This window comes from Serratia sp. HMSC15F11 (assembly GCF_001808215.1).
Taxonomy (GTDB): Bacteria; Pseudomonadota; Gammaproteobacteria; order Enterobacterales; family Enterobacteriaceae; genus Serratia; species Serratia nevei.
In genome coordinates, this window is record NZ_KV792428.1 from 16,100 (window position 1) to 36,609 (window position 20,510).

Consider the following 20,510-nt stretch of genomic DNA (forward strand, 5'->3'; position numbering starts at 1 on the left):
AAACCGGTGCGATGGCCGGCGTTCAGTCCATGGTGAGTGTAATAGGATTATAATAAAATTATCATCAGATGTGCCAGATGAAAGACATGATGGCGGAGAAACAGGCGCAGAATGGAGAGGAAGGAAGCACCCGATGCTGGCGATCGGGTGTGGTAACGCGTGGTTAGTGCTTGGAACGGATGACCTTGTCCAGATAGCCCATCACGAAAGCGGACAGCACGAAGGTGAGATGGATGATCACATACCACATCAGCTTGTTGTCCGGCACATTCTTGGCGTCCATAAACACCCGCAGCAGGTGAATGGAGGAGATGGCGACGATGGAGGCGGCGACTTTGTTTTTCAGCGAGGTGGCGTCCATTTTGCCCAGCCAGCTCAGCTTTTCTTTCCCTTCGGTGATATCCAGCTGTGAGACGAAGTTTTCATACCCGGAGAACATCACCATGACCAACAGCCCGCCCACCAGCGCCATGTCGACCAGCGACAGCAGGGTCAGGATCAGATCGGCTTCGGCGATAGAAAAAATGTTGGGCAGGACATGCAGGATCTCCTGAAAAAACTTGATCGACAGGGCGACCAGAGCCAGTGAAAGGCCGACATAAACCGGTGCGAGCAGCCAACGGGAGGCGTACATCGTGTTTTCGAGCAAGCGTTCAATCATAAAATTTTATTAATTACGTGGCTAAAAGAGCGCTCAGTATAACGCAGGAGACCCGGGCGAAATCAACCGCTTGCGCCGGTAAAGGGCGATCTCAGGCCGCTACGCGCGCCGTTTTGCGCCCGCTGCGGATCCACAGCGCCACGGCCCCCGCAGCCGTCGCCAGCGCCACGACGCCCGGCCAGCCCGCGCTTGCCAGAATGCGGCTGCTGAGGACGGCGCCGCTCGCCATGCCGATGAATACGCCGGTGAACAAGAGGGCGTTCAAGCGGCTGCGGGCCGCCGGATCGAGACCGTAGACGATGGTTTGGTGCGCGATCAGCGTCGCCTGGATGCCCAGATCGAATCCGACGGCGCTCAGCGCAATGAGCGCCAGCTGCGCCGGGAGCGGCAACAGCGGAAGCAGAAACATCAGGGCGAAGGCGGCCAGGACCAGTCCCGCGCCGATGCGGGTCACGGCGTCAGGGCCGTGCCGATCGGCCAGACTTCCCGCCAACGGGGCCGCCAGCGCACCCGCCGCCCCCGCCAGGCCAAACGCGCCGGCCGCCGCGCTGCCGATCTGGTAGCGCTCCGCCAGCATCAACGCCAGCGTTGACCAGAAAGCGCTGAAGCCCAATGACAGAAAACCTTGCGCCAGCGTTGCGCGCCGCAGCTCGGGATACGCGGCCCACAGATGCCCCAGCGAGCGCAGCAGTGCGGGGTAACTCAGCGCGTTATGGGGGCGAAGACGCGGCAACATGCGCCAGATCGCCAGCGTGATCGGCAAAACGCCCAGCGCCGCCAGCGCGTAAACGCTGCGCCAGCCGGCGTACTCGGCGAGCGCGCCGCTGAACACGCGCGACAGCAGAATGCCGGCCAATAGCCCGGTCATCACCGTGCCGACGGTTTTGCCGCGGTTGGCCTCCGGCGCCAGCGTGGCGGCGGCGGGGATAATGTCCTGCGCGACGGTGGCGGTCAGGCCTATCGCCAGGCTGCTGAGCAACAACAGCGGGAACGAGGCGGAAAACACGCAAAGCAGCAGCGTCAGCGTCAGCGTCAGCAGCACGCCTTTTATCAGAATGATCCGCCGGCGATCGTACCGGTCGCCAAGCGGCGCCAACAGCAAAATGCCCAGCGCATAACCCAACTGGGTCAGCGTCGGCACCATGCCGGCATCGGCGACGCCAGCGTGAAAATCGGCGGCCATCATGCCGAGCATGGGCTGGCTGTAATAGATTGAAGCGACGCTGAGGCCGGCGCCGGCCGCCAGCAGAAATACGACGTTGGCGGACGGGGCGCCGTAGGTGGCGGAAGTGCTCATGACAACGATCCCTGCGAAGTGAATGTGCGGCCATTTTTACCCCTTGCTTCATTCCGCTGTAGCCCCCTCGCAGGTAAAACTGTTATACACTTAACGCATGAATAAAATTAATTTACCCAACGGCGACCGCATAACTTTGCTGCATACGCTGGTGCGCATCGTCGAAAGCGGCAGCCTGTCGGCAGCGGCGCTGCAGCTCGACACCTCACAACCGACGATCAGTCGGCGCCTGCAGGCGTTGGAGCAACTGCTGGGCGCCAAACTGATCCAGCGGACGACTCACGCCCTCAAACTGACTGACGACGGCGAGCGCTGTTACCGACAGGCGCGGGGGCTGATCGAACAATGGCAAAGTCTGGAGGAAGGGCTGGGCGGCGCGCGCGACGAACCGGTCGGCGTGTTGCGCGTGCGAGCGCCGCATGCTTTCGGCCAGGATCAGTTGATCGGTCCGTTGGGCGAGTACTTGCGGCGCTACCCGCAAACTTACGTTGAGTGGACGCTGAACGATCATTCTCCGGACTTTATTCCCGAAGGCGTGGATTGCGCCATTCACGTCGGTGCGGTGACCGATCCGTCGGTCGTGGCGGTGTTGCTGGCGGAGGTGCCGCGCAGCACAGTAGCGTCACCGGCGCTGCTGACGAGCCGAGAGCCGGTCCGCTGTCTTGACGATTTGGCGCGGTTGCCGTGGTTGGCGTTGAACAGTTTTTATCGCAATGAAGTGGTGCTGACCCATGTTGAGCGCGGCGAGCAGGGGCGGTTCGATATCACGCCGAGGTTGAGCACCGACAGCCTGTACGCGGTGCGCAAGGCGGCGCTGGAGGGGCTGGGCGTCGCGATAGTCTCGTCCTGGCTGGTGCGGGACGATGTGGCCGACGGGGCGCTGCAAACCGTGTTGCCGGCCTGGCGCGCCGCGCCGCTGCCGATCTACCTGCTGTATCCCTACGCCAGCTATTATCCGGCTCGCCTGCGCAAGTTCATGGAAATGATGAAAGAAGTGATGCCGCGCATTCTCGGCGCGCGGCCGCCGGCGGCGGGCTGACGCCGTTCAGTGCCTGGCTTTCTTATCGTCGCTGTGGCCGAGAGAACGATCGGGGAAGCTGTGATCGCGCAGCCGCTGCTTCAGCTGCGCCGCATCGGGGAAGCCGCCGTCAATTTTGCGATCCCAAATCATCACGCCATCGACGCTGATTTGATAGACCCCGCCGGTGCCCGGCATCAGGGTGACGGAGGCGAGATCGTCGCCGAAGGTATTGAGCAGCTCTTGCGCCATCCAGCCGGCGCGCAGCAGCCAGTTGCATTGTGAACAGTAGTGGATCGTCACTGCGGGGGCATTTTTCATCGATGATCGACCGGTAGGGGTAACGGCTCGCAATCAGCCTGATGGATCTGCAAACGATGGTGGCTTTGTCTCGCCAAATAGTCAAGCGTCTGCTGTGGCATGGGTGGCTGAGTGTGCGTCACGGTCGCTTGCTGCCGGCAAACCATTCAACCCCACGCAGCATGCCCGCCCAATAAAACCGGGGTAAAAACCAGGCTTTCAGCCACCAGGCCATACGGCTGGGTTGGGTTGCGTCGAGCAGGGGAAACGTAGGCAGCAATTTACCGTCGTAGCCAAACTCTGCCAGCACAACTTTGCCTTTCTCGACCGTCAATGGACAGGAACCATAGCCATCATAATGGGCAGTGAGGGGGGCGCCATGAATCCGTGCCGCGACGTTTTCCGCCACCACCACCACCTGCTTTCGAGCTGCCGCTAAGGTTTTGGCGTTTGGCGTTGAGCAACAGTCACCTGCCGCAAAAATATCCGGCCAATGCTTATGCTGCAGCGTCAATTTATCCACATCGCACCAGCCGGAACCCTCAGCGAGTCCGCTTTGCGAAATAAACGCCGGAGCCGATTGAGGCGGCACCACGTGGAGCATATCGAAGGGCAGGGTTAACTCGCGGGTTCCTTCTGCATTGGTCTCCACGGCGAATGTCGCTTGCCGATTCTTGCCATCAACACGGATTAAATTATGATTGAAATTGACCTGTGCACGGTATTTCCCCAAATACGCGTTCAGCGGGGGGACAAATTGCGGAATGCCGAAAACCGCCGTACCTGCAAGGCAGAAATTGACGTTAATATTATTCAGAATGCCTTGGCGTCTCCAGTGATCGCATGATAAATACAAGGCTTTTTGCGGTGCGCCGGCACATTTTATGGGTAGCGTCGGTTGAGAAAATATCGCCTGGCCGCTTTTCATTTCCCGAACCAGTTTCCAGGTATATTCGGCAAGATCAAAGCGATAATTAGAGGTGACGCCGTTTAGTCCCAGGGTGTCTTCAACGCCCTCTATTTTATCCCAGCGTAAAACGAGGCCACACGCAACAATAAGAAAGTCATAGTTTATTTTCTGCCCTTGGCGAGTCACGATGTATTTTTGACTGGGCTCAACCCTGATAACGCTATCCTGTACCCATGCGGTTCCTGCGGGCAGGACAGCGCGCAGGGAACGCCGTGTTTTATTGATATCAAAGAGCCCGCCGCCCACCAGGGTCCATGCCGGTTGATAATAATGCCAGTCGTTAGGTTCCACTATCGTTATATCGATGTTTTTAACTCGCTTCCTTATGCTTGCCGCGATACCTATTCCGGATGAACCGCCGCCAATAACAACGACGTTTTTCTGGGTGTTTATTTTTTCTGGTTTCATGCAGGCCTCCTTTCATAAGAAAGTAGGGGGTTGTTGTCCAGATTAAAAGCGAATTCATAGAACTTGTGGTTATATAAAAAATCATATATTCCATTTTGCTATATGTAATAACAAATTGAAATAAGTTATTTGACATTGCCGATGAACTGATCGTTAATAAATGGCACGAGCATCATTAAGGGATTAGGGCAGTGGATTTTTTCCATTTCAGTTTTTATATCGTGATGCTGTTAGTGGTCACCGGGGGAATTGTGGGATTCCTCCTGGCCCTGACCGGCGGCGGAGGCTCAATCGTCTGCGTGCCATTATTGCTGTATATGGTGAAAGTGCCGGATACGCATTTGATTATAGGCACCAGCGCCATGTCTGTGGCCATTAACGCGCTGATCAACCTCGCCGCGCATGCTGCCAAAGGCAACGTCAGGTGGCAGACCGGGGTTGTCGTTTCGCTGGTCGCTGTCATGGGGGCTCTGGCGGGGTCTCAGATGGGAAAAATCACGGACGGACATTACTTGACCCTGCCTTTCTCCCTGTTGATGCTGGTTGTCGCCGGATTGACGCTGAAAAGAAATCACCTTGCCGGCACTCCCTTGCCATCCCCCCATGCTGCCGTTCATCCCGCCATCGTATGGCCCAGCGTCCTCGCTCTGGGCGGGCTGGCGGGCTTTCTGGGCATTGGCGGCGGATTTTTGGTTGTGCCGGCGCTGGTTTGGTTTTTCCGCTTTTCGATGGTTGAAGCAGTGGCAACCTCACTGGTGGTCGTGGCGGCCATGGGGCTATCGACCAGCGCCAGCTACGCCATGTCCGGAAAGGTATCGACCGCGATTACGTGCTGGCTCATCGTCGGCGGCGTTCTGGGGGGCGTGGTGGGGGTGGCGCTCGCCGAGCGTCTGAAAAAACGCGAGGACATTATCAATGTGCTCTATGCCGTCATGCTGCTGGCGCTGGCCCTGTATATGTTATTTAAAAGCCTATGAAACGGAAGGAAAAAAACATGCGCATCTGCATTTACCACCCTCAACTCTCCTTTTCGGGCGCGCCTGAAGCGAGTGATTTCAAGGCGCTGTCTCAACAGGGCTACCGCCTTATCGTCAACAATCGGCCGGACGAGGAGCCGGGGGAGTATCTTGACCATCTGCAAGAGAAAGCGTTGGCAGAACAAGGGGGAATGCGTTACGTCTATCTCCCTTATACGTTCGATACGCTGACCTGGGAGACCGTTTACACCTTCCAGTTTCTGTTGCGACAAGGCAAGAAAACCCTGGCGCACTGCAGAAGCGGGGCTCGCTCTGCCTGCCTTTCCCTGCTGTATGCGCTGCGCGAAGGTCAGATAGATGAAGCGCAGTTTCGCCGCCAATGCGACGAATACGGCGCGGACGCCGATAAGGCGCTCAGTTGGTATGACAAGCATCGGTCCGTGCGGGCCACTGCGGAAGTTCACGCGTTTTATGAGCCGGAAAGCGGCAGCCTGCAGTATGTTGTTGCCGATCCCGAGGCGCGCCGCTGTGCGATTATCGACCCGGTGCTGGATTTTGACCGCCGATCGGGCACGGTCTCGCATCAACAGGCCAAGGATATCCTGAATTTTATCCATCAACGGGGGTGGGGAGTGGCCTGGGTGCTGGATACGCACCCGCACGCCGATCATTTTTCGGCCGCCACCTGGCTGGCGCAGAAAACCGGCGCCTTCACCGGCATCGGTGAAAAAATTACCGCCGTTCAGGGGCTGTGGGAAGAGATCTATAATTTAAAAGATCTGCCTGCGGCCAACACCGTCTGGGATGTGCTGTTCGCGGACGGGGACGTCTTTTTTATCGGCAACCTGCGCGCTGAGGTTCTGCTGTCTCCCGGGCACACGCTGGCTTCCGTCACCTACTGCATTGCGGATGCGGCGTTTATCCACGATACGTTCTTCATGCCGGACAGCGGTACCGCAAGGGCCGATTTTCCTGGCGGCAATGCGGAGGCCTTGTGGGAGTCATTGCAGCGGATCTTGAGCCTGCCGGCGGATACCCGCCTGTTTACCGGCCATGATTACCGCCCGGCGGGGCGTGAGGCCCGCTGGGAAAGCACCGTGAGAGAGCAGCGCGAGAACAATCCTTGGGTGGTCAACATGGATAAATCTCGGTTTATTGCGCAAAGAAAGCAGCGGGACGCCACGCTGCCGCACCCGGAACTCATGTTGATGGCGCTGCAGGTCAATATTCGCGGCGGCGTTCTGCCTGACTGTGAAGACGATGGGCAACACTATCTGAAAATCCCCGTGAATCGATTTAAGGGATGAGTCGAACAGCAAAATTTCAGGCGGATTGGACAGAAATCGTTGGCACCGGCAGCGGGGCCGTGGTGTCAGCGGCTGGATGTTTGTTTTGCGGCAATCCGGTTGATGCCATACAGCAAGATAACGCTGACGCTGCCCACGAGCAGCGAACGCAATAGGCCGCTAACCCCCTGGGTTACTCCGCAGCTATCCAGCGCCATAAACAGCGCAACGGTAAGCAGCAACGCCAGTGGCACGCTCCACCAGCGGAACTGTATTTTGGAAAACATGTGCAGTTGCCTCTCCATTTTGCGTTGGTGGCCCAATCACGCCTCGTTGATGACACGTGTGCAACCCTGGCCATTTTTATCATCCGCCGCCGCTGGGGCGGCTGTCAATCCGAATGAGATCGCGCCGTCTGTTAATTGTTTTTTATGAAATAATCATGCTGATTCATATTTAATTATTTGTTTTTACACAAAACACGCGGCGCTTGCCCTCATCGAATACAGTCACTACATTAACAACTGTACCTCCCATTCTGCTAAGGAAAACACCATGAAAGCTGCCGTAGTGACGAAAAACCATACCGTAGACATTCAGGATAAAGTGCTGCGCCCGCTGAAGCACGGCGAGGCGGCGTTGAAAATGGAGTGTTGCGGGGTGTGCCACACCGATTTGCACGTGAAAAACGGCGATTTCGGCGAGGTGCCGGGCATTACGTTGGGGCATGAGGGCATCGGCGTGGTCTCCGCCGTCGGTGAGGGCGTCACCTCGTTAAAAGTGGGTGACCGCGCCAGCGTCGCCTGGTTTTACCAGGGTTGCGGCCATTGCGAATACTGCGTCAGCGGCAACGAAACCCTGTGCCGTTCGGTGAAAAACGCCGGCTACAGCGTTGACGGCGGCATGGCGGAAGAGTGCATCGTGGTGGCGGACTACGCGGTGAAAGTGCCGGACGGGCTCGATTCTTTCGCCGCCAGCAGCATCACCTGCGCCGGCGTCACCACCTACAAGGCGGTGAAGATTTCCGATATCAAGCCGGGGCAGTGGATCGCCATCTACGGTCTGGGCGGGCTGGGCAACCTGGCGCTGCAGTATGCCAAGAACGTGTTTAACGCCAAAGTGATCGCCATCGACGTTAACGACGGCCAGCTGGAGTTCGCCAAACAGATCGGCGCCGATCTGACCATCAACTCCAAAACGCAAAACGCGGAGGAGATCATTCAGCAGCAAACCGGCGGCGCTCACGCGGCGGTGGTGACGGCGGTGGCGAAAGCGGCCTTCAACTCGGCGGTGAATGCGGTGCGCGCCGGCGGTAAAGTGGTGGCCGTGGGGCTGCCGCCGGAGAGCATGGATCTGAGCATTCCGCGCCTGGTGCTGGACGGCATTCAGGTGGTGGGCTCGCTGGTGGGCACGCGCGAAGATCTGAAAGAGGCGTTCCAGTTCGCCGCCGAAGGAAAAGTGACGCCGAAAGTGACCAAACGGCCGCTGGGCGATATCAACGCCATCTTCGACGAGATGAAGGCGGGCACCATTCGCGGTCGCATGGTGATCGATCTCGGCATGGCGAGATAAATCACGCCACCAACCATGCCAAATAAGAAGGCCACCTGCGGGTGGCCTTCTTGCTGTTACGCCCGGATCAGAACAGGCCCAGCGGTTTGGCGTCGTAGCTGACCAGCAGGTTTTTCACCTGCTGATAGTGCGACAGCGCCGCCTTGTGGGTTTCGCGCCCGATACCGGAGTTCTTGTAGCCGCCGAACGCGGCGTGCGCCGGGTACAGGTGGTAGCAGTTGGTCCACACGCGGCCCGCTTTGATAGCGCGGCCCATACGGTAGGCACGGTTGATGTCGCGGGTCCACAGCCCGGCGCCCAGGCCGAACTCGGTGTCGTTGGCCAGCGCCAGGGCTTCGGCCTCATCCTTGAAGGTGGTGACGCCAATCACCGGCCCGAAGATCTCCTCGCGGAAGAAGCGCATGCTGTTGTTGCCGGTAATCAACGTCGGCTGCAGGTAGAAACCGTTTTGCACTTCGTCGCCACGCTGGGCGGGTTCGCCGCCCACCACGATTTTGCCGCCCTCGTTTTTAGCGATGTCGATGTAGGACAGGATCTTGTCATACTGCTGTTTTGACGCCTGAGCACCGATCATGGTCTCGGTATCGAAGGGATCGCCCTGGCGGATGGTGGCGATGCGCGCCAGCACTTTCTCCATAAACTGCGGGTAGATGGATTCCTGGATCAACGCGCGTGAAGGGCAGGTGCAGACCTCGCCCTGGTTGAAGAAGCCGAGCACCAGCCCCTCAACCGCCTTGTCGATAAACTCTGGCTCCGCCTGCATGATGTCTTCAAAATAGATGTTCGGCGATTTGCCGCCCAGCTCGACGGTGCTGGGGATGATGTTTTCCGCCGCGCAGGCGAGGATATGGCGGCCGACCGGTGTGGAGCCGGTGAACGCGATCTTCTCGATGCGTTTGCTGCGCGCCAGCGCTTCGCCGGCCTCGGCGCCGAAGCCTTGCACCACGTTGAGCACGCCCGGTGGCAGCAGATCGCCGATCTCTTCCATCAGCACGCTGATGCCGAGCGGGGTCTGTTCCGCCGGTTTCAGCACCACACAGTTACCGCCCGCCAGCGCCGGTGCCAGTTTCCAGGCGGCCATCAGCAGAGGGAAGTTCCACGGAATGATCTGGCCGACTACGCCCAGCGGCTCATAGATATGGTAGGCCACGGTGTTCTGGTCGATCTCCGCCGCGGTGCCTTCCTGCGCGCGCAGGCAGCCGGCGAAGTAGCGGAAATGGTCGACCGCCAGCGGCAGATCGGCATTCAGGGTTTCGCGGATCGGTTTGCCGTTGTCCCAGGTTTCGGTCAGCGCCAGCATCTCCAGCCGCGCTTCGATGCGATCGGCGATCGCCAGCAGCACGTTGGAGCGCTCCTGCACGCTGGTTTTGCCCCAGGCGTCCGCCGCCGCATGCGCCGCGTCGAGCGCCAGCTCGATGTCCTTGGCGTCGGAGCGCGGGAATTCGGCGATCGGCTGGCCGGTCACCGGCGAGGTGTTGGTGAAGTAGTTGCCGGATACCGGTTCGACGAATTTACCGCCAATGTAGTTGCCATAGCGTTTGCGGAACGAAACCAGCGAGCCAGGCAAACCGGGGTGGACATATTTCATGTGAAGCACCTCTCTGCAGATGATAACCGGCGCTATTGCGCTGCGCCTGTGAGTGCGGCATGCCGCCGCAGCACAGAGAAGCACGCCCCGTGCCAGATTGAAGAATGGCGAGCAAGCTTATTAAAAGTGATTATTTATTATGGGATTAGGAATTTTTGTAACTTGACTAATCGGGCGGCGGCGGCGCTGCCGATGATTTTTTGTGTCCCGTGTCGCAACGACTGATACACATCTGTGATACATATTTGCAACACTTGCGAACGGGGGGAGAAACGCATGTTGCCTGATGACCGCTTGCCCACTGAGGGCGCCAGTTTGTTGACCCATCCGCTGGCGGAATCCTGGCAGCGCAGCCGGGGCTACGGCCTGACGCGCGCCGATCAGCATATCCCGTTTATCAAAGCCGGATTGCTCGACGAGCTGCGCAGTCGCAACGACTGGGTACCGCAACGGGTACAGCCGCTGATCGAGCAGTTGGGCGCGCAAATTACGCGTCAGCCCGCCATTGTGGTCATTGCCGACGCCGACGGGCTGGTGCTGGAAACCCGCGGCAATACCGACTTTCTGCATAAGGCATCACGCTTTGCGCTGGCGCCGGGCAACCAGTGGGGAGAAGCTGAGCGGGGCACCAACGCCATCGGCACCGCGCTGGCGCTGGGCGCGTTCTGTGAAGTGCGCGGCGACCAGCATTACCTCAACCAAAATGCCGGATTGAACTGCACCGCCGCGCCGATCTACCGGCCGGATGGCCACATTGCCGGGATATTGGATCTTTCCGCCCCCGCGCAGCGGCCGTATCACGATGCACAGCGGCTGATCATGCAGGCGGTGCGACATATCGAACACCGCTGGGTCAGAAGCGCGATCGCCGATCGTCATTGGACGCTGCGCCTGCACGCCGACGTCGGTCGCCTGGGCAGCGCGCAGGAGCTGCTGCTGGTGTTTCACGACGAAGTGCTGGTCGCTGCCAACCGGCTGGCGATGCTGGAGTTCCAGCTTTCACCGGCCGCCTTCGGCTCGGTTGAGTTCGCCCAGCTGTTCCCCGATCTGCTGCGACAGCCCTCCGGCGTACCGCACCAGACGCTGGCCGGCAATCAACGGCATTATTATTCGCTGCTCGAGGCGCCGCAGCGCCGCGTCAGCGCCCTGCGTTCGGTTCCGCCGCCGGCGGAAAGGCATGACGAACAGCATCAGAAAGCGCTGCGCATTCTCAACGCAGGCCTTTCCCTGTGCGTGACCGGCGAAACCGGCTGCGGCAAGGAGCACTTCAGCCGACGCCTGTTTCAAGAGAGCCGCTGGCGCAACGGCAACTTCGTGGCAATCAACTGCGCGGCGCTGCCTGAGCCGCTGATCGAGTCCGAGCTGTTCGGCTATGCCCCGGGGGCGTTTACCGGCGCCAACCCGAAAGGCTATATCGGCAAGATCCGCGAGGCGGACGGCGGCGTGCTGTTCCTCGATGAAATCGGCGACATGCCGGCGGGCCTGCAGACGCGGCTGCTGCGGGTGTTACAGGAAAAAACGGTCACGCCGCTCGGCAGCCGCAGCGCTTATCCGGTCGATTTCGCGCTGGTCTGCGCCACGCACCACGATCTGCCTCGGCAGGTACAGGCGGGGGCATTTCGTGAGGATTTGCTGTACCGCATACAGGAATACAGCCTGCGCATTCCGCCGCTTAGAGAGCGGGCGCAGCTGGAGGCCTTCATTTTGCAGCTATGGCGGGAGCTGGGCGGCGAGCGGCGTGATATTCGCCTGCTGCCGGAGGCGCTGGCGATGCTGGCGCGCTACCCGTGGCCCGGCAACGTGCGGCAGCTGTTGAGTACGCTCAAGGTGCTGTTGGCGCTGGCGGACGATCATGCGGTGCTCACCCTGGACGATCTGCCGCAGTCCATCGCGGTGCTGGCGCCGCGCCAGGATAACGCCGATACCGGCCTGGAGGCGCTGCAGGCGGCGATCGGCAGGGCGGGCGGTAATCTCAGCCGGGCGGCGAAGGCGCTCGGCGTTTCGCGCAGCACGCTGTACCGCAAGCTGGGAAAGCAGAAAGCGGCGGCGGAATGAAACATCATGATTGATCATCAATAGCTGGCCCCTCGATGCGGGGCCGGTGCATGTTTTAGTCTCCCAGTCCCGGCGGGTTAATCTCGGAATGGGCAATCTTCTCGTCGCTCTCCGCCCAGCGATCCAGCACCTGCAGATATCTGCCGTTGGCGATGGCGCCGTTGAGCGATGCCTGCACCGCGTCCACCAGGCCGTTGCCTTTCTTCAGCGTGACGGCGATGTTGGCGGTTTTCGGCCAGCCGCCGGGCACGATGCCTACCAGCCGGGTTTTGCCGGTCAGCCGCGCCTGGTAAGCGCCGGAGACGTTGGGCCCGAAAGTGGCGTCGGCGCGGCCGGACTGAATGGCCAACGTGGAGGCGGCCTTGTCGGTGACGTACACCGGCTGCAGCGGCGCCAGTCCCTTGGCGCGGTTCTCCTTGTCCCAGGCCAGCAGCACCGCTTCCTGGTTGGTGCCGGAATCGACGATGATCTTTTTACCGGCGATATCCGGCGCGGTGTTGATCTGGGTGATCTTGCTGTCGGATTTGACGTAGAACCCCAGCGTATCCTGACGATAGGTGGCGAAATCGAATTTGGTCTTGCGTTCGTTGGTTACGGTGATGTTGTAAACCGCGGCGTCATATTTGCCGGAGGCCACCCCCAGCGGCCAGTCTTCCCACGAGGTGGGCACCAGCTTGAGTTTCAACCCCAAACCGTCGGCCACCAGGCGCGCGATGTCCGCCTCGCTGCCGATCACCGTTTTATTGTCGCGGGCATAGAGGCCGAACGGCGGGCCGCTGCCCAGCAGGGAAATGGCCACCGTCAGCGTGCCGGGCTCCACGAACTTGAAACCGGCGGGGATTTTGGCGACCGCCTCGGCGTTCTTCACCGTATGGATCGGCGTTTCGTTGGCGACGATATCTACCCCTGGCGCGGCCGCGGCGGAAAAGCTCAGCAGCGCCGCCATCACTATCATCTTTTTGCTATCTATCATTATGTTAATTACCTTCATTATTAGGATTGTCACAGGGTCGTTGCACTATCTCTGAAGGCTAAAGGTCTGTGAACGAACAAAATCAACTATCCAATCTTGGAAAAATCATGATGCGCCGCCGGCGCTGAGACATCGAGGACGAACCATGCTGTCGCGCTTCGCTACGTTGGGCCGCATACCGCGCGGCGTTTGGATCTTGGGTGGGGTGAGCCTGCTGATGGACGTTTCCTCGGAAATGATCCACAGCCTGCTGCCGCTGTTTATGGCGACGACGCTCGGCGTCAGCGTGATCGTCATCGGGCTGATCGAAGGGCTGGCGGAGGCGACGGCATTGGTCGTCAAGGTATTCTCCGGCGTGCTCAGCGATTACCTCGGCAAGCGTAAAGGGCTGGCGCTGCTGGGCTACGGGCTGGGCGCCATCAGCAAACCGTTTTTTGCCGTCGCGTCGTCGTCCGGCATGGTGATGAGCGCGCGTCTGTTGGATCGCGTGGGCAAAGGCATCCGCGGCGCGCCGCGCGACGCCCTGGTGGCCGATGTGACGCCGCCGGAAATTCGCGGCGCGGCCTTTGGGCTGCGCCAGTCGCTGGATACCGTCGGCGCCTTTTTAGGACCTCTGCTGGCCGTCGGCTTGATGCTGCTGTGGCACAACGATTTTCGCGCCATCTTTTGGGTGGCGGCGATCCCGGCGGCGCTGGCGATCGCGCTGCTGTTCTTCGGCCTGAAAGAGCCGGCCGCCGCGATAACCGACAAGCGTACCAACCCGATTACCCGCGCCAATCTGCGGCTGCTGGGGCGTGGCTATTGGTGGGTAGTGGGCATCGGTGCCGTCTTCACGTTGGCGCGCTTCAGCGAGGCGTTTCTGGTGCTGAAGGCGCAGCAGGGCGGCACGCCGCTGGCGTTGATCCCGCTGGTGATGGTCGCCATGAACCTGGTCTACGCCTGCTCGGCCTATCCGTTCGGTAAACTTTCCGACCGCATGAGCCATAAAGGAATGTTAAAAGCCGGTTTACTGGTGCTGATCGCCGCCGATGTGGTGCTGGCGTTGAGCGATCATTGGGCGGGCGTGCTGTTTGGCGTGGCGCTGTGGGGCGTGCACATGGGCATGACGCAGGGGCTGTTGGCTGCGATGGTGGCGCATACCGCGCCGGCGCACCTGCGCGGCACCGCGTTCGGCATGTTCAACTTGGTCAGCGGTGTGGCGCTGCTGCTGGCGAGTCTCGGGGCCGGCATGCTGTGGGAGCGGGTCGGTTCCGCTTCCACCTTTTACGCCGGCGCGATCGTCTGCGTGGTGACGCTTATCGGCATGCAGCTGGCGCCGTTCGGCGAACAGCAGGGCGTTTAACGGCCGTCGACAGGCTGCGGTGCTGCCTGCAGCAGCTCGGGCACCCGCTGGGGTTCCACCGCCCGGCTGAACAGAAAACCCTGGCCGATATGGAAACCGGCTTCGCACAGCGTTTGCCGCTGCTGCTCGGTTTCCACCCCCTCGGCGATGATATCGATCGACAGCTTTTGACCGAGAATGCCGATGCTTTCCACGATCGCCAGGATCGCCGGTTCGGTATTCATACGTTGAACGAAGTCGCAGTCCAGCTTAATGCAGTCCAGCGGATAATCCATGATATGGCTGAACGAGGAGTGACCGGTGCCGAAGTCGTCCAGGGCGATGCGGATGCCCATCTCCTTGAGCATTTGCAATGCGCGCAGCACGTACTTCGAACCGTGCTTGTTGAACGCGTGTTCGGTCACCTCCAGTTCGATCAGATGATGGGGTATGTGGAACTTCAGCAGGCGCTGCAGGAACGTTTCGGCGTAGTTGTCGCGTAAAAACTCGATCGGCGACACGTTCAGCGAGATGGGCTGCACCGCCACGCCGGCCGCGCGCCAGCGGGCGATATCGGCGAAGACCTTCAGCTGCATGGCTTCGCTGATCTTGGTCGCCAGCTCGTAGTCGTTGAACGCCTCGCTCACCGTCGCCGGCAGCTGCACGCCGTTGATCGGGCAGTGCCAGCGCAGTAAGGCTTCAAAGCCGACGATGCTACCGTCGGTCAGGCTGACCTTCGGTTGGTAGCTGGGGCGGATGCAGTTGTCGCGCACGATCTGGCGCGCGTAGTTGAGCTGGCTGGCGCGGGCGCGCGCCTTGTCCATCATCTTGCGGTCGAACATATAGACGCCGCCGCGGCCGCCGTCTTTCAGCTCATACAGCGCAGTATCGGCGCATTTCATCAGTTCCGAAGCGTCGCGGGCGTCTTTGGGGTAGATGGCGCCGCCGATGCTCATGCCGCAATGCAGCGTCTTGCCGCCGTGGGTGATCGGCGTCTCCAGCTGCAGCAGAAACTTGTTGGCGATGCGGAAAATATCCTGCTCGTTTTCGACGTCGCTGATCACCACGGCGAACTCATCGCCGCCGAGGCGAGAGACGAACGAGTGCGTATTCATGCAGGCGCTGAGCCTTTTGCCCAAAACCCGCAGCAGATGGTCGCCCGCCGCGTGGCCCAGCGTGTCGTTCACCAGCTTGAAGTGGTCAAGATCCAGCAGCATCAGCCCAAGCGACTTGTTGCCGTGCAGGGCCCGCTTCATTTCTTGCTTCAGTTTCTTCTTGAACAGGCGCCGGTTGGGCAGGCCGGTCAGTTCGTCATATTCGCTGGCGAGCAACAGACGTTGCTCCATCACGCGTTGCGAAGTCACGTCGCGTGAGACGCACAAGATCTCGGCCACGGTGCCGTGTTCGTCGCTGACCGGCGTAAGAATGTTGTCCCAGTGCTGTTTTTTGCCCTGCGGCGTCACGCTCAATCCCGTGAAGCGCGCATTTTTTCCGGCTCTGACGCTGCGCAGCGCTTTGCGGCCGCGGCGCCGGATCTCGGGCGACAGCAGCCCCAGCCAGGGCATGCCAAACTCTTTTTGCCCCGGATCAAGGCCGAGCGCCAGGCTGCCGGAGCGGTTCATGTGGCGCAGCGTGCCGTCGTGATTGATCACTTTAATGCAGTCGACGCTGGCGTCCAGCATGTCTTGCTGGATAGACAGCGCCTGAACGTTTTGCTGGCGCTGCAGCATTTGCGGGTGAATGTCGGTCGCCGTCAGGTACCAGCTGGGCTCCAGCGCCATGCCGTCCTGCCGGGCGTTAAACGCCAGCATGAACCAACGGTAGGCGCCGCTGCGATCGCGCAGGCGGGCCTCGCCGGCGAACGAGGAGAGGGCCACGATCGCCTGGCGCCATTGCGCAGCCAGCCGCTCGCGATCGTCGGGGTGCAGGGCATCGAGCCAGTCGGCGGCGCCGTGTTCCCCGGCGATGGCGCCGGTATAGTCGCGCCACTGTTTATTGAAGTAACCGCCAAGGCGGTTGCCGAAGCAAATCAGGCCGGGCAAGTCGTCTACGATTTCGCCATAGAGATCAATCGGATTTTTGTTATTGCTCTGCTTGGGCAACAGGGTCATGCGGTATTTCCTCGGAAAATTACCCATATTCTCGCTCTAGAGCAGAGCTTCTTTCAATATAGTCTTGCCAATGAAAATGGGAATAGCCAGCGGGCGCGGCTAAAAATCGGCCCGCTAGCATGGAATACATCCAGCGTGAACGCATTAGGAATACTCCTGTTATTTATAAGCATCCCTTATATTGCAGCGAAAAATAAGTGATCGGACTACGCCGCGTTATTGCCGTGAAAATTAATCATTATTGATGTTTCTCTATGGCTAAATGTTCAGTCGCCATGATGTACTCCCGACCGGTATTCTGCCTTCTCTATGCGGTAATACTGACAAAAATCGCAGTCCAGACGGGGATGAACGCCATTTTATGCACTATTCAGCGCCCGTTTACTGGGGCTTAGCGGAAAAATCATGATGCAAATCAAGAAATGTTTTGTTTCATATGTTGACACTTTGCTTACGAATGGGATAGCCTCGCGAATGAAAATCATTAACAAAATTGGATGATTAAGCGAGATGCACCCACTCTCTGATTCTCCCGCTTCGGCCGGATGGCCGAACTGCCCCGGCGTAGCGGCACCGATAAACGTACATTCGCCTCCTGTTTGCCTCTCTGCGCCATAGGTGCCAGGCGCGGCGGCATGCTCTTGTCTGCTCGCACTATTTTCGTCACTCAGCATGTCTTTTCATGCGGCCCGTATCGGGTCTGCATGCGCTATCTGTTATTTCACGATCGAGGGAGGTCGCAGGGCGGTTAAAACGTAAGTTTTCTTCTGGGTATAAATAAACATGGAGCGTAAAATGAAACTTAATAAGAAATTGAAGTTAGCGTATTGCGTTTTTCTGGGTTGTTATGGCTTATCCATTCATTCTTCTCTTGCCGCTTATCAGGATCCCGGTCGCTTGGGCGCGCCTGACAGCTGGAAAACCGCCGAGTTTAACCGCCAATGGGGGCTTGAGGCTATTTCCGCCGAGTTTGCCTATGCCAGAGGCTATACTGGAAAAGGCGTCACCATCGGCATTATCGACAACGCCATTCTTTCCCATTCTGAATTCGCCGGCAAACTGACGCGATTGGATAACGGCAGTTATAATTTCTCGTACGATAAACAAGACAATATGTCTTTCGGCGATCACGGCACCCATGTAGCCGGTATTGCCGCAGCGAAAAGAGACGGCGGCGGCATGCACGGCGTGGCTTTCGACGCGGATATTATCGGCACCAAATTGAATGACTACGGTAACCGCAACGGCCGTGAGGAGTTGATTCAGAGCGCGGCTCGCGTCATCAACAACAGCTGGGGGATTGCACCGGACATTCGCCGTGACGCCAAAGGCGATATCATCTGGTTGCCGAACGGCAGGCCGGACTACGTGGCATTCGTAAAAAGCGACGTGATCGGCGAGATGATGCGCAACAAGGCCAGTGTGGAATGGGGCAGCGAACAGCCGGTGCCTACCGGCGCGCACAGCGCGATGCCAACGCTGCTGCGGGCGGCCCGGCACGGTAAGCTGATCGTCTTCTCGGCAGGCAATTACAACAACTACAATATTCCCGAAGCGCAAAAATCGCTGCCTTACGCCTTCCCGGACGTCTTGAACAATTACCTGATCGTGACCAACCTGAGCGACGAAAACACGTTAAGCGTCTCTTCGACCAGCTGCGGGCAAACGGCCAGTTATTGCGTTTCCGCACCGGGCTCCGATATTTACAGCACCGTCGGCCGGCTGGAGTCCAATACCGGCGGTGCCGTTAATCGCGAAGCTTATAATAAGGGCGAGCTTTCGCTTAATCCCGGCTACGGCAATAAATCTGGCACCTCAATGGCTGCGCCGCACGTTACCGGCGTTGCCGCCGTATTGATGCAGCGCTTCCCTTATATGAGCGCCGATCAAATATCCGCGGTAATTAAAACCACCGCCACCGATTTGGGTGTCGCCGGTATTGATAATCTGTTCGGCTGGGGACGTGTCAATTTGCGCGATGCGATCAACGGCCCGAAAATGTTTATTACCAAAGAGGATATTCCGCAGGAATATTATGTGCCGGGCTCCTACAGTGAAAAACAGTTCGTGGTGAATATCCCCGGGCTGGGGAATATCGTCGAAGCGGGCACCCCGGTTGAGCGGCGTTGCACGTCGAGCGAATGCGACTTCGATGCGTGGAGTAACGACATCAGCGGGCACGGCGGATTGACCAAAACGGGCGCCGGCACACTGGCACTGTTGGGCAACAATACCTACGGCGGCGATACCTGGGTGAAACAGGGCACGCTGTCGATCAATGGGTCTGTGGCGTCCAACGTCTATATCGAAAATAGCGGCACGTTGGCCGGTGACGGCACCGTGAGCGCTTTCCGGGCCGTTCGGGGCGGCAGCGTTGCGCCGGGCAACGGCATCGGCACGCTGCACGTGTTGCACGACGCCATTTTTGATCGCGGTTCGCAGTATAACGTGGAAGTGGCGGACAATGGCCGCAGCGACAAGATCGACGCACGACGCGCGTTTCTCAACGGCGGCAGCGTGAACGTCAGCCTGGAGCACAGCAAAAACCTGCTGTCGCAGAATGAGGCGCAAAGTTTGTTGGGCAACAAATACACCATCCTGACGACGACGGACGGCGTCAACGGCCGGTTCGAAAACGCCAACCCAGCGTATCCGTTTGTTAATGTGACGCTGGATTATCAGGGAAATGACGTCGGCCTTGGCATCACCCGCACCGCCGCCCGTTTTGACAGCCTGGCCAGTACTGAGAACGAGAAAGCGGTGGCCCGCGCGGTGGAAACGCTCAACGCGACGGAACCGGTCACGGAAACGGCCAAACGCAGCGTGGCGGCGCCTACCGCTGAGGCGCTGAGCGCACTGCAAGGTGATGAAGGCAAAGCGCAAGCCGTGACCGAAGAGGCGGACGTCGTCACCGGCCATCCGGTGTATGAAAGCTTCCTCGGCTTCACGTCGGCCAGAGAGCTGCAACAGGCGACCCGCCAACTGTCCGGCCAGATCCATGCGGATATGGCTTCCGCCCAGATTAACGAAAGCCGTTACCTACGCGATGCCGCCACCGAGCGCCTGCGCCAGGCGGAAGGCCGCCGTATCGCTTCCGATATCAAAGCGGATGATAATGGGGCCTGGGCGAAACTGCTGGGCAACTGGGGGCATGCTTCTGGCAACGATAATGCCACCGGTTACCAAACGTCCACCTACGGCGTGCTGTTGGGTCTGGATGGCGAGCTGTTTGACGACGGCCGGCTGGGGGTGATGACCGGGTATACCCGCACCTCGCTGGACGGCGGTTATCAGTCAGATGCTCACAGCGACAACTACCATCTGGGGCTGTACGGCGACAAACGCTTCGGTGCGTTGGCGCTGCGGGCGGGGGGCACGTATACCTGGCATCGTATCGATACCTCACGCTCGGTGAACTACGGCGCACAGTCGGATCGCGAGAAGGCCAGCTATAACGCGCGCACCGGCCAGCTGTTTATCGAAAGCGGTTACGATTGGAGCAACGATGTGGCCAATCTTGAGCCATTCGCCAACCTGGCTTATACCCACTATCGTAACGAGGGGATCAATGAACACGGCGGGGCGGCGGCGCTGCGCGGCGACAAGCAAAGTCAATCAGCCACCGCTTCGACGCTGGGGCTGCGCGCAGATACGCAGTGGCAGGCCGATAGCGTGGCGATCGCGCTGCGCGGCGAACTGGGCTGGCAGCATCAGTACGGCAAGCTGGAGCGCAAAACGCAGCTGATGTTCAAACGTACCGATGCGGCGTTCGACGTGAACAGCGTGCCGGTTTCCCGCGATGGCGCGGTGCTGAAAGCAGGCATCGACGTTGCGGTCAACAAAAACGCCGTCTTGTCCCTCGGCTACGGCGGGCAGCTGTCGTCCAACCACCAGGACAACAGTGTCAACGCCGGCCTGACCTGGCGCTTCTGATCGCGTTTACCCCGTTTGACCTTACTCAGCCTCCATCGCA

Annotated in this window: 16 protein-coding genes; 7 read left to right on the forward strand and 9 right to left on the reverse strand. The window is 59.4% G+C overall.

Annotation, left to right across the window (positions count from 1 at the left end; translation table 11 throughout):
* Positions 1-163: 163 nt before the first annotated feature.
* Positions 164-658 (reverse strand): TIGR00645 family protein, encoded by a 495-nt coding sequence (locus HMPREF3138_RS08260; RefSeq protein ID WP_038873064.1) that lies wholly within the window; start codon positions 656-658, stop codon positions 164-166.
* A gap of 94 nt (positions 659-752) precedes the next feature.
* Positions 753-1,958: an MFS transporter gene (locus HMPREF3138_RS08265; RefSeq protein ID WP_038873006.1), complete on the reverse strand. Its 1,206-nt coding sequence runs from the start codon at positions 1,956-1,958 to the stop codon at positions 753-755.
* A 97-nt stretch (positions 1,959-2,055) separates the two neighbouring features.
* Here HMPREF3138_RS08265 and HMPREF3138_RS08270 point away from each other — a divergent pair, with 97 nt between their 5' ends.
* Positions 2,056-2,997: a LysR family transcriptional regulator gene (locus HMPREF3138_RS08270; RefSeq protein WP_038873009.1), complete on the forward strand. Its 942-nt coding sequence runs from the start codon at positions 2,056-2,058 to the stop codon at positions 2,995-2,997.
* A 6-nt stretch (positions 2,998-3,003) separates the two neighbouring features.
* On the opposite strand, the gene HMPREF3138_RS08275 is transcribed toward HMPREF3138_RS08270, so the two are convergent.
* The gene (locus HMPREF3138_RS08275) at positions 3,004-3,297 is read right to left on the reverse strand and encodes an Rdx family protein (RefSeq protein ID WP_038873012.1); all 294 of its coding nucleotides are present in this window, start codon (positions 3,295-3,297) and stop codon (positions 3,004-3,006) included.
* Positions 3,298-3,415: 118 nt separating this feature from the next.
* The gene (locus HMPREF3138_RS08280; protein WP_038873015.1) at positions 3,416-4,654 is read right to left on the reverse strand and encodes an NAD(P)/FAD-dependent oxidoreductase; all 1,239 of its coding nucleotides are present in this window, start codon (positions 4,652-4,654) and stop codon (positions 3,416-3,418) included.
* Between the two features lie 191 nt (positions 4,655-4,845).
* On the opposite strand from HMPREF3138_RS08280, the gene HMPREF3138_RS08285 reads away from it, so the two are divergent.
* Complete coding sequence (locus HMPREF3138_RS08285) at positions 4,846-5,631, forward strand: sulfite exporter TauE/SafE family protein (RefSeq protein WP_080213333.1); 786 nt, start codon at positions 4,846-4,848, stop codon at positions 5,629-5,631.
* A gap of 17 nt (positions 5,632-5,648) precedes the next feature.
* A complete protein-coding gene (gene blh, locus HMPREF3138_RS08290) occupies positions 5,649-6,938 on the forward strand; it encodes a bifunctional sulfur transferase/dioxygenase Blh (RefSeq protein WP_038873017.1) in 1,290 nt (429 codons plus the stop codon).
* A gap of 65 nt (positions 6,939-7,003) precedes the next feature.
* On the opposite strand, the gene HMPREF3138_RS08295 is transcribed toward blh, so the two are convergent.
* The gene (locus HMPREF3138_RS08295) at positions 7,004-7,204 is read right to left on the reverse strand and encodes a hypothetical protein (protein ID WP_038873021.1); all 201 of its coding nucleotides are present in this window, start codon (positions 7,202-7,204) and stop codon (positions 7,004-7,006) included.
* Between the two features lie 268 nt (positions 7,205-7,472).
* Between HMPREF3138_RS08295 and adhP the strand changes: the two genes are divergently transcribed.
* Entirely contained in the window at positions 7,473-8,489 is a 1,017-nt protein-coding gene (gene adhP / locus HMPREF3138_RS08300; RefSeq protein ID WP_038873024.1) for an alcohol dehydrogenase AdhP, read from the forward strand.
* 67 nt (positions 8,490-8,556) lie between these two features.
* Here the strand turns inward: adhP and HMPREF3138_RS08305 are convergent, their stop codons facing one another.
* On the reverse strand, positions 8,557-10,077 hold the full coding sequence (locus HMPREF3138_RS08305; RefSeq protein ID WP_038873027.1) for an acetaldehyde dehydrogenase ExaC: 1,521 nt from the start codon (positions 10,075-10,077) through the stop codon (positions 8,557-8,559).
* 276 nt (positions 10,078-10,353) lie between these two features.
* Between HMPREF3138_RS08305 and HMPREF3138_RS08310 the strand changes: the two genes are divergently transcribed.
* Positions 10,354-12,132: a sigma-54-dependent Fis family transcriptional regulator gene (locus tag HMPREF3138_RS08310; protein ID WP_038873030.1), complete on the forward strand. Its 1,779-nt coding sequence runs from the start codon at positions 10,354-10,356 to the stop codon at positions 12,130-12,132.
* 55 nt (positions 12,133-12,187) lie between these two features.
* Here HMPREF3138_RS08310 and HMPREF3138_RS08315 read toward each other — a convergent pair whose 3' ends face one another.
* Positions 12,188-13,105, reverse strand: a complete 918-nt coding sequence (locus tag HMPREF3138_RS08315; RefSeq protein ID WP_139145129.1) for an ABC transporter substrate-binding protein — start codon at positions 13,103-13,105, stop codon at positions 12,188-12,190.
* Between the two features lie 145 nt (positions 13,106-13,250).
* Between HMPREF3138_RS08315 and HMPREF3138_RS08320 the strand changes: the two genes are divergently transcribed.
* Positions 13,251-14,447, forward strand: a complete 1,197-nt coding sequence (locus tag HMPREF3138_RS08320; RefSeq protein WP_038873036.1) for an MFS transporter — start codon at positions 13,251-13,253, stop codon at positions 14,445-14,447.
* Here the strand turns inward: HMPREF3138_RS08320 and HMPREF3138_RS08325 are convergent.
* Both HMPREF3138_RS08325 and HMPREF3138_RS08330 read right to left on the reverse strand, forming a co-directional pair.
* Complete coding sequence (locus HMPREF3138_RS08325; RefSeq protein ID WP_038873039.1) at positions 14,444-16,537, reverse strand: putative bifunctional diguanylate cyclase/phosphodiesterase; 2,094 nt, start codon at positions 16,535-16,537, stop codon at positions 14,444-14,446. The two genes, HMPREF3138_RS08320 and HMPREF3138_RS08325, sit on opposite strands and share 4 nt — an antisense overlap.
* Before the next feature lie 359 nt (positions 16,538-16,896).
* On the reverse strand, positions 16,897-17,211 hold the full coding sequence (locus HMPREF3138_RS08330) for a hypothetical protein (protein WP_038873041.1): 315 nt from the start codon (positions 17,209-17,211) through the stop codon (positions 16,897-16,899).
* Positions 17,212-17,434: 223 nt separating this feature from the next.
* Here HMPREF3138_RS08330 and HMPREF3138_RS08335 point away from each other — a divergent pair, with 223 nt between their 5' ends.
* The gene (locus HMPREF3138_RS08335; RefSeq protein WP_038873046.1) at positions 17,435-20,470 is read left to right on the forward strand and encodes an autotransporter domain-containing protein; all 3,036 of its coding nucleotides are present in this window, start codon (positions 17,435-17,437) and stop codon (positions 20,468-20,470) included.
* Positions 20,471-20,510: the final 40 nt, after the last annotated feature.

Bases quoted from the DNA above. Each gene is read 5' to 3' on its own strand.
- HMPREF3138_RS08265 (WP_038873006.1), bottom strand. From the start codon at position 1,958: ATGAGCACTTCCGCCACCTACGGCGCCCCGTCCGCCAACGTCGTATTT.
- HMPREF3138_RS08270 (WP_038873009.1), top strand. From the start codon at position 2,056: ATGAATAAAATTAATTTACCCAACGGCGACCGCATAACTTTGCTGCAT.
- HMPREF3138_RS08275 (WP_038873012.1), bottom strand. From the start codon at position 3,297: ATGAAAAATGCCCCCGCAGTGACGATCCACTACTGTTCACAATGCAAC.
- HMPREF3138_RS08280 (WP_038873015.1), bottom strand. From the start codon at position 4,654: ATGAAACCAGAAAAAATAAACACCCAGAAAAACGTCGTTGTTATTGGC.
- blh (WP_038873017.1), top strand. From the start codon at position 5,649: ATGCGCATCTGCATTTACCACCCTCAACTCTCCTTTTCGGGCGCGCCT.
- HMPREF3138_RS08295 (WP_038873021.1), bottom strand. From the start codon at position 7,204: ATGTTTTCCAAAATACAGTTCCGCTGGTGGAGCGTGCCACTGGCGTTG.
- adhP (WP_038873024.1), top strand. From the start codon at position 7,473: ATGAAAGCTGCCGTAGTGACGAAAAACCATACCGTAGACATTCAGGAT.
- HMPREF3138_RS08305 (WP_038873027.1), bottom strand. From the start codon at position 10,077: ATGAAATATGTCCACCCCGGTTTGCCTGGCTCGCTGGTTTCGTTCCGC.
- HMPREF3138_RS08310 (WP_038873030.1), top strand. From the start codon at position 10,354: ATGTTGCCTGATGACCGCTTGCCCACTGAGGGCGCCAGTTTGTTGACC.
- HMPREF3138_RS08315 (WP_139145129.1), bottom strand. From the start codon at position 13,105: ATGATAGATAGCAAAAAGATGATAGTGATGGCGGCGCTGCTGAGCTTT.
- HMPREF3138_RS08320 (WP_038873036.1), top strand. From the start codon at position 13,251: ATGCTGTCGCGCTTCGCTACGTTGGGCCGCATACCGCGCGGCGTTTGG.
- HMPREF3138_RS08325 (WP_038873039.1), bottom strand. From the start codon at position 16,537: ATGACCCTGTTGCCCAAGCAGAGCAATAACAAAAATCCGATTGATCTC.
- HMPREF3138_RS08330 (WP_038873041.1), bottom strand. From the start codon at position 17,211: ATGCTGAGTGACGAAAATAGTGCGAGCAGACAAGAGCATGCCGCCGCG.